Here is a 12,843-nt window from a genome sequence, read left to right on the forward strand (position 1 = left end):
AGGAGCTGCATCGACGCCTGGCGTGGGTCTGCCGACGAGCATCCGCTGCGGGCGCGCATCGGCATCACCAGGGGGCCGTGATGCGAACGGGGCGGGCGGGTTACATCGCGTAGGCGACCCAGCCCCTGAAGCTGAAGCCTGCATAGAACAGCTCCACGCCGTCGAAGCCGGCGTCCTGCAGCAACGTGACCTCCTGCTCGGGCGACAGCAGTGGCAGCCGCTCGGCAATGGCGTCGGCCGCGCGCTGCGCATCGGCGCGCGCAACCCCTGAGGCTTCGGCGAACGCCGCGTAGCGCTGCAACCAGCGCAGTTTGCCAGCCGGCTCCTGCGGCACGCTGTGGTGTGCCACTACCAGCGGCGCGCCGGGCCGCAGGCGCCTGCGCAGCTCGCGCAGCGTGTGCAGGCGCTGCGCGGCGTCGAGGAAGTGCAGGGTCAACAGGCAGCTGGCACCGTCGAAGCGCAGCTTCGGCGCAGCGTCGATGTAGCCCTCCAGCAGTTCCACGCGCGACATCAGCGGGCCCAGTGTCTGCTCGGCCAGGGCCAGCATCGGCGCGGCAGGGTCCACCCCCAGCAACTGCCAGCCGGGTTGCGCCTCGGCAAAGGCCTTCAGCTCCAGTCCGCCACCGGCACCGAGTACCAGCACGCGGCCCTGCGCAGGAACACGTTCGGCCAGCAGCAGGTGGCTCATCTGTTGCAGGGCGAGGAAGCCCGGCACCTGGCGCAGTGGGCCTTCAGCATAGCGGGCCACCGCCTGCGGGTCGGAGAATGTGGACATGCGCGGATTCCTGCGGCAGGGGGCATACCACTGTAGCGCGGCGCGCAAGGGGTATTGCGCGCCGGTGCCGCACTGGCTGGACAGGGCTGGGCTCAGGCCGCCATGGCGTCAAGCACCTCTTCCAGCGATACCTCGCCGAGGAACCCGCCACTGCTGGTGGCTGGCCGCTGCGCCTCGATCGCATGGGCAAACTGCACGCCCGCGTCGTCCTGCAGGCGTTCGAACAGCTGCTGCACCCTGGGGAACTCGCGGCGGTCGACGACCTGGTGGTAATCGTTCCAGCGCGCGATGCCGGCGAAGTAGGCATCGGCGAAACTGCGCTGCGCGCCCAGCAACCACGGCCCTGTGCCGAGCATCTGTTCCAGTGCCTGGTGGGCCTGGCGCACCTTGGTCGTGCCATAGGAACGCAGGGCCTCGCCTTCGGCGCCTTGCGCCTGCTCCAGCGCGTGCCAGAGCGGGGCATAGGCACCAAAGAAGCTGGTGTTGAGGTAGGCAAGCCGGTGGTTGAAGTGATCGAAGGCGGGGCTTCCCTGCGCGAAGCCCAGACCCTGCGCGATGCCCTGCGCGGCCAAGTGGTTGAGGATGGCCAGGCTCTCGCTGAGCAGCTCGCCCTGCGCGGTCAGCAGGGTCGGGGTTTCGCCGAGTGGATTGAGGCGGCGGTAGTCTTCGCCCTGCACCTGGCCGGGCATGTCGATGCGGCACAGGCGATAGGGCTGGCGCAGCCATTCCAGGGCGACGATGGAGCCGAACGAGCAGCCCGAGGGCACACCGTAGAAGAGGATCGGGGTCATGGCAGGTTTCCGGTTCAAGCCGCGATGCGGCGGGTGAGGAAAGCGTGCCCGCGTGGACATTGGCGTAGAAGCCACCCAGATGGCATCCTGAAGTCCACACCTGTGGACGTTGCCCATGCTCAACCTCAACGATCTGGCCCTGTTCGTGACGGCGGTGGAGCAGGGCAGCTTTGCTGCAGGCGGGCGCCATCTGGGCCTGCCGCGTTCGACCCTCAGCAAGCGCGTGGCGCTGCTGGAGGAGCAACTCGAGGTGCGGCTGCTGCAGCGCAGTTCGCGTCGCTTCGCGTTGACCGATGTCGGCCAGGAATTCTTCGAGCGCGCACGTGCGGCGCTGGCTGAAGTGACGGCTGCCGAAGCCATTGTCCGCGACCGCCAGGCCGAACCCAGCGGTACCGTGCGCATCAGCGCTTCCATCCCGGTTGCACAGCACCAGCTGGCCGCCTGCCTGCCGGCACTCGCCATCCGCTATCCACGGCTGCGCATTGAAGTTGAAGTCAGTGATCGCTTCATCGATCTGGCACAGGAAGGCATCGACATCGCCTTGCGCAGCCACTTCGGTCCGCTGCCCGACTCTGGTCTGGTGCAGCGCTTGTTGGGCAGCGAGCGCATCGTGCTGGTCGCGTCCCCTGCCTACCTGGCAACTGCGCCGGCGCTGGATACGCCAGAGCAGCTGCGCACACACACGGGCCTGTTGACCGCGCGCCACGCCACGCGCTGGACGCTGCACGGTGCCGATGCCCGCACTGTGCAGGTGGAGCCGCGGGTGGCGATGGTCGGCAATGAATCGCAGCTGTTGATCGCAGCGGCCGAAGCCGGCCTTGGCATTGCCGTGCTGCCGCACAGCCTTTGTGCCGCGTCCATCGCTGCCGGTCGCCTGCAGCGGGTCCTGCCGGTGTGGCATGCCGGCGAGGTCACCACCAGCGTGCTGCTGCCGCATCGTCGCGGCCAGTTGCCGGGGGTGCGGGTCGTGGTGGACGCGCTGGTCGCGCATTACCAGCTCAACGCAGCGCCATCGGCTACACCTGCCGGATCCTCGGGTGCTGGCACTGCGAAACGTTGAACGTACATAGTCGAGGTCGCGCGCTGCGACGGTCTGAAGGCGTTGCCCGGTGCCAGCACGTTGCCTTGGTGAAGGCACTGCCGCGCCCTGCAACTGCTGCATGAATCGATCAGCCTCGGCATGGTGCTGGTGACCGTGGTTGCCGTGATCTGCGTGGCAGGCGCCCGCCGCTTAGGAAAAAGGGGACGGAGGGGATTAAGTCGTAGTCGGCCCTACTGTGCCTGAAACGACTTAATCCCCTCCGTCCCCTTTTCCGCGGTGTCGCGGAAAAGGTTCGCGACGGCGTAGTCGATGAACACCCGCAGGCGTGCGCTGGGATGGCGCCCGCCGGGCCATAGCAACGAGAACTGCCCCTGGTGCGTGGGAAGCGCAGGCAGCACCCGTTGCAGGCGGCCGTCGGCCAGCGCGTCGGCGGCAAGGAAGTCAGGCATCCACGCCAGCCCCATGCGGCCGATGGCAGCGGCCAGCACCGCCTCCATGTTGTTGCAGGTCATGGCAGTCGGCAGGAGCGCGCCGGCGTCCCCTTCGATACCCGGCAGCTGCCACGGATGCAGCTTTCCGGTAGTGGGATAACGGAAGCGCAGCGCGGTATGCAGGCGCAGGTCGCCCACATCGCTGGGCGTGCCATGCGTCTGCAGATAACCAGGTGCCGCACAGAGGATGAAACGAAAGCCGCCCAGCCGCCGTGCGGTCAGGCTGGAATCGGCCAGTTCGCCGCTGCGTATCACCGCGTCCAGGCCTTCGCTGACGACATCGACGATGCGGTCGTTGAACTCCAGTTCCAGCTGCACCTGCGGGTAGCGTTGCTGGAATCCGGGCAGCACCGGCAGCAGGAAGCGGTAGCCGATGGTGGGCAGGCCAATGCGCAGCAGCCCACTGGGCGCCTGCTGTCGCTGCGCCAGGTCCGCCTGCGCTTCGGAAAGTTCATCCAGTGCGCGACGGCAGCGCTGCAGCAACAGTTCGCCTTCGTCGGTGAGGTGCACGCGGCGGGTGGTGCGCTGGAACAATCGCGTGCCCAGGTTCTGTTCCAAGCGGGCGATGCGCTTGCCTACCGCCGAGGCGGACAGGCCGAGCGCGCGGGCCGCGCCGACGATGCTGCCCGCCTCCGCAGTACGGACGAAGGCGAGCAGGGCAGAGATGGAGTCCATGATGGGCATGATTGCGGAACATTGAGCCGTAATCAACGTCCATCGAGCCTGTTTTCAAGCAATAGCGGCGGGTCCATCATCAATGCCCCCGATGGATGGAGGCCCGCATGGCCCCGGTTTCAATGCTTCCTGTACCTGTCCAAACGCAGCAGCGTTGGATGCTGTTTGCCGTGTGCCTGGCCGCGCTGGCACTGCCATTGTCGTTCTCGGCCGGTGCGGTCGCGGTGCCAGCGCTAGCCCGTTCCGAAGCGGCCTCGCCTACGGCGCTGGCCTGGGTGACCAACGCCTTCATGCTCACCTTCGGCAGCCTGCTGCTTGCTGCCGGGGGCCTGGCTGATCGCCATGGCCGTCGGCGGATGTTCCTGCTGGGCACGGCCGGCTTCACCGCCGCGACGGCCGCTGCATGCCTGTCGCCTACGCTGCTGTGGCTGGACCTGGCGCGCGGGCTGCAGGGCGTTGCCGCCGCAGCAGCGCTGGCCTCGGGCACCGCTGCGCTGGCACAGGGCTGGCAGGGACCGGGGCGTGCCCGTGTCTTCGCCCTGCTGGGCACGACATTCGGTGCGGGCCTGGCGCTGGGGCCGCTGCTCGCGGGCCTGTTGCTGCAGGCGCTGGGCTGGCGCAGCGTGTTCGCCGCGGGCGGTGTGCTGACGTTGGTGGCGTTCGCACTGGGCGTGCGCGTGTTGCCCGAAAGCCGGGGCGAGCGCGGACGGCTGGACATCGCCGGCATGCTGGGCTTTAGCCTGATGCTGGCGGCGTTGACGCTGGCCCTGCTGTGGCTGGGCGAGTTCGGCCTGCATGCCGCGCGCGTGCAGCTGGCGCTGTTGGCGACGCTGCTGTTGGGCGGCGTGTTCGTCTGTATCGAACGGCTGCACCCTTCTCCGTTGCTGGACCTCTCACTGTTCTCGCAACCTGCGTTCCTGGGTGTCCAGCTGTTGCCGGTGGCGACCTGCTTCGGCTACGTGGTGCTGCTGGTCGTGTTGCCTCTGCAACTGCTGGGCGTGCATGGCCAGAGCGCGACGCTGGTAGGACTGCAGATGCTGGCGCTGTCCGCGCCGATGCTGGCCCTGCCGATGCTGGCCGCGCGTTGGGCGGAGCGCGTTGGAAGCGCACGGCTGTGCACGCTGGGACTGCTGGTCTGTGCCTCTGGCCTGTACCTGCTGTCGTGCCACGCGGCGCACCCGTCGCCCTCGCAGTGGGTGCCGTTGCTGATGTTGGTCGGTGCAGGGACGGCCTTGCCGTGGGGGCTGATGGATGGACTGTCGGTGAGCGTGGTACCGGTGCAACGTGCAGGCATGGCCGCGGGCATCTTCGGAACCGTGCGGGTGGCAGGCGAAGGCATCGCTCTGGCTGCGGTGACGGCCGTGCTCGCGCTGCTGATCGGCCAGCAGCTGCATGGTGCGCCGACCGCATCGTTGGCGCGTGCCGGTGCCTATCTGGCGACCGGGTCCCACGCCCAGGCGGCGGCCCTGCTGCCGGCGACGAGTGGCCTGCAGCTGCGGCAGGCCAGTGCCGAGGCGTTGGCGATACTGCTGCGCATACTGGCGCTGCTGACCGCCGCATGTGCTGTGCTGTTGCACCTGTTGCTGCGGCCACGCAAGGGTGCGGTGGTCGAGCACCCGGTGTAGGACGCTCATTGCCCGGCCTGCTCGCCTGCCTCCGCCGTCATCCCGCAGTCGTGTTCCGCTCACGCCGTCTATGCCCACCCAGGCCTAGTCTCGATCGTCCCCGTCCCCCACGGAGACCCGCCATGTGGCTGCTTGATCATCTCTGGCCCGGCCGTAGACCCCTTCCTTCCCCGGTCGCGGACGAACCGCAGCCAGCGCCCCGCCGGCCCTGGCTGAAACGCCCCGCGCGGGCCGGCCGCAGCGGCATGGCGCCCTGGCAGAAGGTCGCCGTGCCGTTGCGGCGCACGCGCCACTAGCCGGTGCGATCCGACGGGTGGTTGACCCCGTCGTTGACCGGGATCACCCCTAGTGCGAACGGGTCGATACCCTCCAGGCAGGCCACGTTGTAGCCGTACTGGTCGGGATTGGAGCGCCGCCGATGGTGGGTGTAGATGCCGCACACGCCGCAGAAGTAGTGCTCGGCCACATGGGTATTGAACTGGTACCGCTGCAGGTGGTTCTGCCCGCGTACCACCTGCAGGCCGCCGCGGCTGACGCTGGCGGCGATGGCGCCACGGCGCCGGCACATCGAGCAGTCGCAGCGACGCGGGTCGACGATGCCGTCCGGCAGGTCCAGCAGCAGCTCGACCGCACCACAGTGGCAGGTCGCGCGGTGCTGGGGTTGGACCGGAACGCCGGCCACGGAAGTGATGCCCATCGTTGCTCCTGTGTGGGGTGGATCTGGCCGTACGGGCCGCCGCAGACGGTGCGCCTGCATGCCTGAACAGGCTGTAGATGCCAGGATGAACCGGCTTGTGGCTAACTATGCGGCTCCAGGACCGCTACAGGATGCCAGTGAGAGCCGCAGGACGTTGGATGACAGGAAGTGCCATGGCGCTGGCCGCGCTGTGGGTGACCGGGCTGCTGGCGTACCAGTTGCCGGGGCCGGGTTGGCTGGCCACCGGCGTGGCCGTGCTGTGGCTGCTGGTTGCGCTGTGGGCCTCGTGGCGGGTCGCGCGTGGCCGGGCGTCGCGTCGCCTGGGCGTGGCCTTCGGTGCGTCGTTGGCGCTGGCCGGCGTGGGCTGGCTGTTGCTGACCCCGCGCCAGGACCGTGTGTGGGCAGACGATGTGGCCCAGCGCCTGCACGTGGTGTCCTTCGATGGTCGCCACGTCGTGCTCGACAACGTGCGTGATTTCACCTGGCGCAGCGAAACCGACTATGACGCGCGTTGGGTGCGCCGCGGATACGACCTGGACCAGCTGCGCTCGGCCGACCTGGTGCTGTCGTACTGGATGGGACCGGCGATCGCCCACACCCTGATCTCGTTCGGCTTCGAGGATGGCCGGCACGTGGTGTTCTCGCTCGAGATCCGCAAGGAGCGTGGCGAGTCGTTTTCGGCACTCGGCGGGTTCTTTCGCAGGTTCGAGATGACCCTGGTCGCCTCGGAGGAGACCGACATCATCCGTACCCGCACCAACGCGCGCGGCGAGGACGTCTATCTGTACCGCCTGCATGGCATGGACCGCGCGCAGCTGAAGGAGCTGTTCGCTGCGTACATCGCGCAGGCGCGGGAGCTGGATGCGAAGCCGGCCTTCTACAACACGCTGACCAGCAACTGCACCACCATTGTCTTTGATCTGGCCCGCCAGATCGCGCCGCGCCTGCCACTGGACTATCGGCTGCTGGTGTCCGGTTACCTGGCCGAGTACGCGCAGGAGGTGGGTGCGTTGACCCCGGGTGTGCCGTACGCCGAGCTGCACGACAAGGGCCGCATCACCCAGCGTGCGTTGGACCTGGGCAGCGGCGAACACTTCTCCACCGTGATCCGCCAGGGCGTACCTGGCACCGAGCAGGACCCGCAGTAATGACTCGACTCCTCCTGATCCGCTGGCAGCGTGCGCTGCCGGTGTTGTTCGCCGCCTTCCTGCTGCTGGGCAGCAGTGGCTGCGCGATGGTCACCGTCAAGCAGGTCAAGTCCAGCGATTCGCTGGTCAACAAGCGTGCCGACGTGCTCAACACGGGCAAGCTCAGCCCGGCCGCACGCGAGACGCTGAGCGCCGTGGGCCTGGACGAATCAAAGTGCGAGAAGGACTTCCTGGTCTGCCGCAGTACGCTGTTGATGACCGACGATCTCAACGTCGAGCAGCGGTTGTCGGCCTTGTCCGAACTGTGGGTGAAGCCGCCCTCGCGCTGACGCCGAAGAAGGCCGCAGCCGGTGATCCGCCGATGAGCGATGCGGCACTGGATGCATGGCTGGAAGCCGCACGCTATGCCTATGCCTACCTGTTCTACAGTGGCCGCTCGCCATCCGATCGTGCTTTCGAGGACCGGCAGACGCAGGTACGCGACTACTACAACTACGCGGCCGAGAAGGCGGCGGTGGTGCTGTTCGTGCGTGCGCGTGCCGCTGCATTGGCCGGCGAGGACTACACGAAGCCGGTCTCGGTCGGCAGCTGGTCGCTCGCCTCCAACTACCAGCAGCTCAACCTGAAAAGCATTCCCGCGCAGCTGGTGCCGGCGGGAACGGTCAGCTTCGTCGGCCTGCGCAGCACCTATCGCCGCGATGGCTTCGGCGCCGAGCTGGTGATGGTGATGGACCCGCCGAAGCTGGTGGCACCGGTGATCGCACCGGAAGGCCCCAAAGCCGAAACGGCATCGGAGGGTGCTGATGACGAGCGCCGTGGGCGTCGCCATCGGCATGACGATTCGGTTCCCGAGTTCAGCGAGATGTCCTCGATCAATGTCACCGCGCTGCTGCGTTTCGAAGGCAGCAGCCTGGACGACGTGATGCGCACGCGCCGGGTCGAGCTGGATGCCTATTCACCGGAGGCCACCGAGCGCATCACCCTGCATGGCGAACAGGTGCCGCTGGCTGGCAATTTCACTGCGGCCTATGGCCTGTGGCTGGCACAGAGCGGCTTCGCCAAGCAGTCGCTGCGCACCCTGTTCGGCATGAGCGAAGGCATCGGCGAGCCGCATATCTACCTGATGCAGCCGTGGGACCCGAACCGCCGCATCATCTTCATGCTGCATGGCCTGGCCAGCAGCCCCGAAGCATGGGTAAACCTGGCCAACGAGATCATGGGCGACCCCGAACTGCGCCAGCAGTTCCAGGTGTGGCAGGTCTACTACCCGACCAACGCACCGATCGCGCTGAACCGCTATGAGATCGCCAACGCGTTCAACGACACCCTCAAGCACTTCGATCCCAATGGCAGCACGCGTGCATCGAAGGACATGGTCTACATCGGCCACAGCATGGGTGGCGTGCTGGCGCGCCTGCTGGTGAGCGATTCCGGCGACGTGCTGTGGGATGACCTGCTGGCCAATTACGATCTGAAGGGCGAGCGCCTGAAGCGGGTGCAGAACAAGCTGGGGCCGCTGCTGCGCTTCCAGGCGCAGCCAAACGTGGAGCGTGCGATCTTCATTGCTGCGCCACACCAGGGCACGGACATCGCGGGCAACAAGGTCGGGCGCCTGATCGGCCGGCTGGTGCGCCTGCCGCTGACCCTTCTCGGCAAATTCGAGGATGTGTTCCTGGCGCTTGCGCAGGCCGAGCAGCAGGTGGACGGCACGGCCAAGCCGAAGATCCCGAACAGCATCGACAACCTCAAGGCCAGCGATCCGTTCGTGAAGGCGGCCGCGCAGCTGCCGATCGAAGCCGGCCTGAAGTACCACTCGATCATCGCCCAGCGCAAGCCGGAACTACCGCTGGAGAAGTCCGATGACGGGCTGGTGCCGTACTGGAGCGCGCACCTGCCAGGCGCGGTGTCGGAGAAGGTGATCATTTCCGGCCACAGCGTGCAGGAAACTCCGGAGGCCGTGCTGGAGGTGCGCCGCATCCTGCATCGGGATATCGATGACATGGGGGCGGGTACCCGGTAGTGCTGGCCGCTGGCCGGCACTACCGAAAACCGGCGGCGCTATACCCGCCGGGCGATCACGCTGGCCAATACGGCCAGGCCGAAGGTGATCGCCAGGCACAACAGGTAGCCGGTGTGCGGGGCGCTTTCCACGAACAAGGCGAACAACGCACCGGAGACCGCCAGCGCTGTGGTTACCGACAGGGCCTCGCTCAACTGCAGCGCCGAGGTGTTGGCGCCCTGTTCGTGCGGCGGCGACAGTGACAGGGTCAGCACCGACAGGCTGGCGTAGATCATGCCCATGCCGAAGCCGGTCACGGCCCAGCCGACCAGCGCTACCGGCAAGGGGACCTGCCTGAACAGCACAGCAAGTGTCGCGGCGATGCCAACCGTCATCAGCGCGGTGCCCACGCGCAGCAGTTGCTGGCGAGACCAGCCGCGCTGCTGGTGCCCCTGCAGCCACGAACCAGCGAACCAGCCCAGTGCACCGAGACTGAGCACCGCGCCTGCCCAGCTGGGCGGAAGCCCGCGTTCGCGTTGCAGCAGCAGTGGCAGGTAGGCCTCGCAGGCAAAGAATGCGGACGCGGCGATGCCGCGCAACGCGATGACACTGGGCAGGCCACGGCGCAGGATGAGCGTTCCGGCCGGCAGCAACCGGTGCACGCAGAACAGCAGCGCCAGCATCGACCCGCCGATGCAGAACAGGGCGACCCTGCCATGCTGCTGACCACCGACGTAGAGCAACAATGCAGCCAGCGAGGCAGCACTGGCCCAGCGCACGACGTTGCTGCGTCCTTCATCGCCACTGTCGGCAGGAGGGGACTGCATGCGCGCGAGTGCTGGACGCAGCAGCAATGCGGCCGGTATCGCCAGCAGCGGCACCGCCAGGAACACCCAGCGCCAGCCCAGATGCTGGACGATCAGGCCGCTCAGCGCCGGGCCGACCATCGAGGGCACTACCCAGCCCGCGGAAAAGGCCGCGAACACTTTGGGTCGCAGGTGTTCGGGATAGCTGCGGCCGACCATCACATACAGCGAGACCGAGATCGCACCCGCGCCCAGGCCCTGCATCAGGCGCCCGGCCACCAGCATGCCCATGCGCATCGCAAAGCCCGCCAGCAACAGGCCGAGCACGAAGCAGGCCAGGCCGTACCAGAGCGGTCGCGCAGGCCCATGGCGATCAGCCCAGCGCCCGGCCAGGGTCATGCCGATCACGCTGGTGGCCAGCGTGCCGCCAAAGGCCAGCGCGTACAGGCGCAGGCCATCCAGGGCGTCGGCCACGGTGGGCATGGCGGCCGCAACCGCCAATGCCTCGAAGGCATGCAGTGCGACCAGGGCGACCATGCCGAGGGTGGTCGCGCGGTAGCGTGCGGACAGGATCGAAGTGTCGGCTGGCGGGCTGGTATCGGTGGGTGAAAGCGTCTGGGTCATGGGAATCGGCTGCAGGCCGCGCTTGCCAACAGGCGGCGAAGATAGCAGCATCGCACCTCAACCATGGTTGAGATCAAGTAATGGCATCCCAGGAGCTCAGTGTCGGCGACGTTTCCCGGCGCAGTGGCGTGGCCATCTCCGCACTGCACTTCTACGAGCGCAAGGGGCTGATCAGCAGCCTGCGCACCTCGGGCAACCAGCGCCGTTACAGCCGCGATGTGCTGCGCCGGCTGGCGGTGATCCGGGTGGCGCAACGGGTAGGCATGCCGCTTGAAGCGGTCGGGCGTGCCTTCGAGAGCCTGCCCGAAGGGCGCGCGCCAACCAAGGCCGACTGGGCCAGGCTCTCCGCACGCTGGCGCGCCGAGCTGGAGGAGCGCATCCACATGCTGCAGTTGCTGCGCGATGAACTGACCGGCTGCATCGGCTGTGGCTGCCTGTCGTTGCAGCGTTGCCGCCTGGCGAACCCGGAAGACATCCTCGGCAAGCGTGGCGACGGCCCGATGCGCTGGGAACGATGAAAAAGGGGACGGAGGGGATTAAGTCGTTTGTGCACAAACGACTTAATCCCCTCCGTCCCCTTTTTCTTACCAGACCGTGATCGTCTCTCCGCTCTGGATGCCTTCCACCGCACGCTGGTACGCCAGCGCCGCGCGCTGTGCGCTGACCGCTTCAAAGCCGGGGAAGTAGGGGCCGTAGGCCGCCATCGATTCGATCAGCACGTTCGGACTGACCACGTTGATGCGCAGCCCGCGTGGCAGCAGCTCCAGCGCGGCTGCGCGGACGAAACCCTCCAGTGCGGCATTCACCGAGGTGGCATTGGCACCATCGCGGATCGGCTGGGCGCTGACGATGCCGCTGGTGAGGGTGATCGAGCCACCGGTGGCGAGATGATGCTGCGCGGCCAATGCCAGCCGCACCTGGCCCAGCAGCTTGTCCTGCAGGCCGATGTTGAACTGCGCCGGGGTCATATCCCGCAGCGGGCCGAAATGCAGCGTGCCGGCGGTGGAGATCACCGCATCGACCGTGCCGGTGCGGGCGAACAGGTCGTCAACGCTGGCGTCGTCGGTCAGATCCACGCGCAGCTCGCCACTATGGCGACCGGCGGCGAGGATCTGGTGCTGCTGGCCGAGCTGGCGGGCGACGGCTTGGCCGAGGGTGCCGCTGGCACCGACGAGGAGAATCTTCATGGCGGTTCCTTGCGTGAGGGAGTGAGCGCAGTCTGCGCCGTCACAGTGGGGTTTGGTAAGCGGCGTATGCTTTGCAGATTCCTAACCCTGGATTAGCAATGGATACCCTCCGCTGCATGCAGGCGTTCGTCGCCGTGGCCGAGCGCGGCAGCTTCACCGGTGCCGCCGAGCAGTTGCAGGTATCTTCGGTGATGGTGGGCAAGTACATCCAGCAGCTGGAGGCCCATCTGGGGGCAGCGCTGCTGCAGCGGAACACGCGTCGCCAGCGCCTGACCGAAGCTGGCAGTGCCTATCTGGCCGGGTGCCGGCAGGTGCTGGAGCAGGTGCAGCAGGCCGAGGCCGATGTGGCCGGGCTGCAGGTGCAGCCACGCGGCCTGCTGCGGGTCAGCGCGCCGACCACCTGGGGCAGCTGCGTGCTGGCGCCGCTGCTGTCGGGACTGCTGCGTGCGCAGCCGTTGCTGAACATCGAGCTGGATCTGAGCAATCGTCGCGTGGACCTGATCGAGGATGGCTTCGACGTGGCGATCCGGGTCGGTCCTCTGCCGTCGCAGGAGGTGGTGGCGCGTCCATTGCCGCCGTATGCGATGAGCCTGTGCGCGTCACCGTCCTACCTGCGCCGCCGCGGGACCCCGCGGACGCCGGCGGACCTGGCAGGGCATGACTGCCTGAGCCACCTGGCCTGGCGCGGCGGCCACGGCTGGCAGCTGGCCAACGGTGAACAGGTGGATTGGGAGGCGCGGCTGACCTGCAACGACGGGTTCGCGCTGCGCGAAGCCGCCGTGGCCGGGGCCGGGTTGGTGTTGCAGCCCACTGCGCTGTTGGCGGGGGAGATCGCAGCAGGGCGACTGAAGCCGCTGCTGCGCGACTACCTGCCCGAACCGCGACCGATGCACCTGATCTACCTGCCCGATCGCAGGCCGCGCCCGCGGCTGCAGTGCTTCGTGGATTTCGTCATGGCCACATTTGGGCAATGAGCATCCACG

The 12,843-nt window shown here is 67.6% G+C and carries 10 protein-coding genes and 2 pseudogenes; 6 read left to right on the forward strand and 6 right to left on the reverse strand.

Going from position 1 to position 12,843, the window contains the following annotated elements; genetic code table 11:
- Positions 1 to 100 precede the first annotated feature (100 nt).
- Together A9K58_RS12275 and A9K58_RS12280 are read right to left on the reverse strand one after the other, a co-directional pair.
- Positions 101 to 775 carry a class I SAM-dependent methyltransferase gene (locus tag A9K58_RS12275; protein ID WP_065199599.1) on the reverse strand — a complete coding sequence of 225 codons (675 nt, stop codon included), beginning with the start codon at positions 773 to 775 and terminating at the stop codon, positions 101 to 103.
- 92 nt (positions 776 to 867) lie between these two features.
- A complete protein-coding gene (locus A9K58_RS12280; RefSeq protein WP_065199600.1) occupies positions 868 to 1,566 on the reverse strand; it encodes a glutathione S-transferase family protein in 699 nt (232 codons plus the stop codon).
- A gap of 115 nt (positions 1,567 to 1,681) precedes the next feature.
- On the opposite strand from A9K58_RS12280, the gene A9K58_RS12285 reads away from it, so the two are divergent.
- A complete protein-coding gene (locus A9K58_RS12285) occupies positions 1,682 to 2,626 on the forward strand; it encodes a LysR substrate-binding domain-containing protein (protein WP_065199601.1) in 945 nt (314 codons plus the stop codon).
- A 212-nt stretch (positions 2,627 to 2,838) separates the two neighbouring features.
- On the opposite strand, the gene A9K58_RS12290 is transcribed toward A9K58_RS12285, so the two are convergent.
- On the reverse strand, positions 2,839 to 3,774 hold the full coding sequence (locus A9K58_RS12290) for a LysR family transcriptional regulator (RefSeq protein WP_065199638.1): 936 nt from the start codon (positions 3,772 to 3,774) through the stop codon (positions 2,839 to 2,841).
- 107 nt (positions 3,775 to 3,881) lie between these two features.
- Between A9K58_RS12290 and A9K58_RS12295 the strand changes: the two genes are divergently transcribed.
- A complete protein-coding gene (locus tag A9K58_RS12295) occupies positions 3,882 to 5,399 on the forward strand; it encodes an MFS transporter (protein WP_065199602.1) in 1,518 nt (505 codons plus the stop codon).
- Between the two features lie 292 nt (positions 5,400 to 5,691).
- Here the strand turns inward: A9K58_RS12295 and A9K58_RS12300 are convergent, their stop codons facing one another.
- Complete coding sequence (locus tag A9K58_RS12300; protein WP_065199603.1) at positions 5,692 to 6,096, reverse strand: GFA family protein; 405 nt, start codon at positions 6,094 to 6,096, stop codon at positions 5,692 to 5,694.
- Positions 6,097 to 6,269: 173 nt separating this feature from the next.
- Between A9K58_RS12300 and A9K58_RS12305 the strand changes: the two genes are divergently transcribed.
- Both A9K58_RS12305 and A9K58_RS12310 read left to right on the forward strand, forming a co-directional pair.
- Entirely contained in the window at positions 6,270 to 7,244 is a 975-nt protein-coding gene (locus A9K58_RS12305) for an Lnb N-terminal periplasmic domain-containing protein (protein WP_065199604.1), read from the forward strand.
- Positions 7,244 to 9,264, forward strand: a pseudogene (locus A9K58_RS12310) (esterase/lipase family protein). Before A9K58_RS12305 ends, A9K58_RS12310 begins: the two are co-directional and overlap by 1 nt.
- Positions 9,265 to 9,302: 38 nt before the next feature.
- Here the strand turns inward: A9K58_RS12310 and A9K58_RS12315 are convergent.
- Complete coding sequence (locus A9K58_RS12315; protein ID WP_065199605.1) at positions 9,303 to 10,724, reverse strand: MFS transporter; 1,422 nt, start codon at positions 10,722 to 10,724, stop codon at positions 9,303 to 9,305.
- A 29-nt stretch (positions 10,725 to 10,753) separates the two neighbouring features.
- On the opposite strand from A9K58_RS12315, the gene soxR reads away from it, so the two are divergent.
- Complete coding sequence (gene soxR, locus A9K58_RS12320) at positions 10,754 to 11,191, forward strand: redox-sensitive transcriptional activator SoxR (RefSeq protein WP_065199606.1); 438 nt, start codon at positions 10,754 to 10,756, stop codon at positions 11,189 to 11,191.
- 66 nt (positions 11,192 to 11,257) lie between these two features.
- Here soxR and A9K58_RS12325 read toward each other — a convergent pair.
- Positions 11,258 to 11,887, reverse strand: a pseudogene (locus tag A9K58_RS12325) (short chain dehydrogenase); the annotation flags it as partial.
- A gap of 71 nt (positions 11,888 to 11,958) precedes the next feature.
- On the opposite strand from A9K58_RS12325, the gene A9K58_RS12330 reads away from it, so the two are divergent.
- Complete coding sequence (locus A9K58_RS12330) at positions 11,959 to 12,834, forward strand: LysR family transcriptional regulator (RefSeq protein WP_065199608.1); 876 nt, start codon at positions 11,959 to 11,961, stop codon at positions 12,832 to 12,834.
- Positions 12,835 to 12,843 lie beyond the last annotated feature (9 nt).

Origin of the sequence: Stenotrophomonas maltophilia, assembly GCF_001676385.1 — a bacterium.
Classification (GTDB): domain Bacteria; phylum Pseudomonadota; class Gammaproteobacteria; order Xanthomonadales; family Xanthomonadaceae; genus Stenotrophomonas; species Stenotrophomonas maltophilia_J.

Coding starts and splice junctions, on each gene's coding strand:
- A9K58_RS12275 (WP_065199599.1), bottom strand. CDS start 775: ATGTCCACATTCTCCGACCCGCAGGCGGTGGCCCGCTATGCTGAAGGC.
- A9K58_RS12280 (WP_065199600.1), bottom strand. CDS start 1,566: ATGACCCCGATCCTCTTCTACGGTGTGCCCTCGGGCTGCTCGTTCGGC.
- A9K58_RS12285 (WP_065199601.1), top strand. CDS start 1,682: ATGCTCAACCTCAACGATCTGGCCCTGTTCGTGACGGCGGTGGAGCAG.
- A9K58_RS12290 (WP_065199638.1), bottom strand. CDS start 3,774: ATGGACTCCATCTCTGCCCTGCTCGCCTTCGTCCGTACTGCGGAGGCG.
- A9K58_RS12295 (WP_065199602.1), top strand. CDS start 3,882: ATGGCCCCGGTTTCAATGCTTCCTGTACCTGTCCAAACGCAGCAGCGT.
- A9K58_RS12300 (WP_065199603.1), bottom strand. CDS start 6,096: ATGGGCATCACTTCCGTGGCCGGCGTTCCGGTCCAACCCCAGCACCGC.
- A9K58_RS12305 (WP_065199604.1), top strand. CDS start 6,270: ATGGCGCTGGCCGCGCTGTGGGTGACCGGGCTGCTGGCGTACCAGTTG.
- A9K58_RS12315 (WP_065199605.1), bottom strand. CDS start 10,724: ATGCTGCTATCTTCGCCGCCTGTTGGCAAGCGCGGCCTGCAGCCGATT.
- soxR (WP_065199606.1), top strand. CDS start 10,754: ATGGCATCCCAGGAGCTCAGTGTCGGCGACGTTTCCCGGCGCAGTGGC.
- A9K58_RS12330 (WP_065199608.1), top strand. CDS start 11,959: ATGGATACCCTCCGCTGCATGCAGGCGTTCGTCGCCGTGGCCGAGCGC.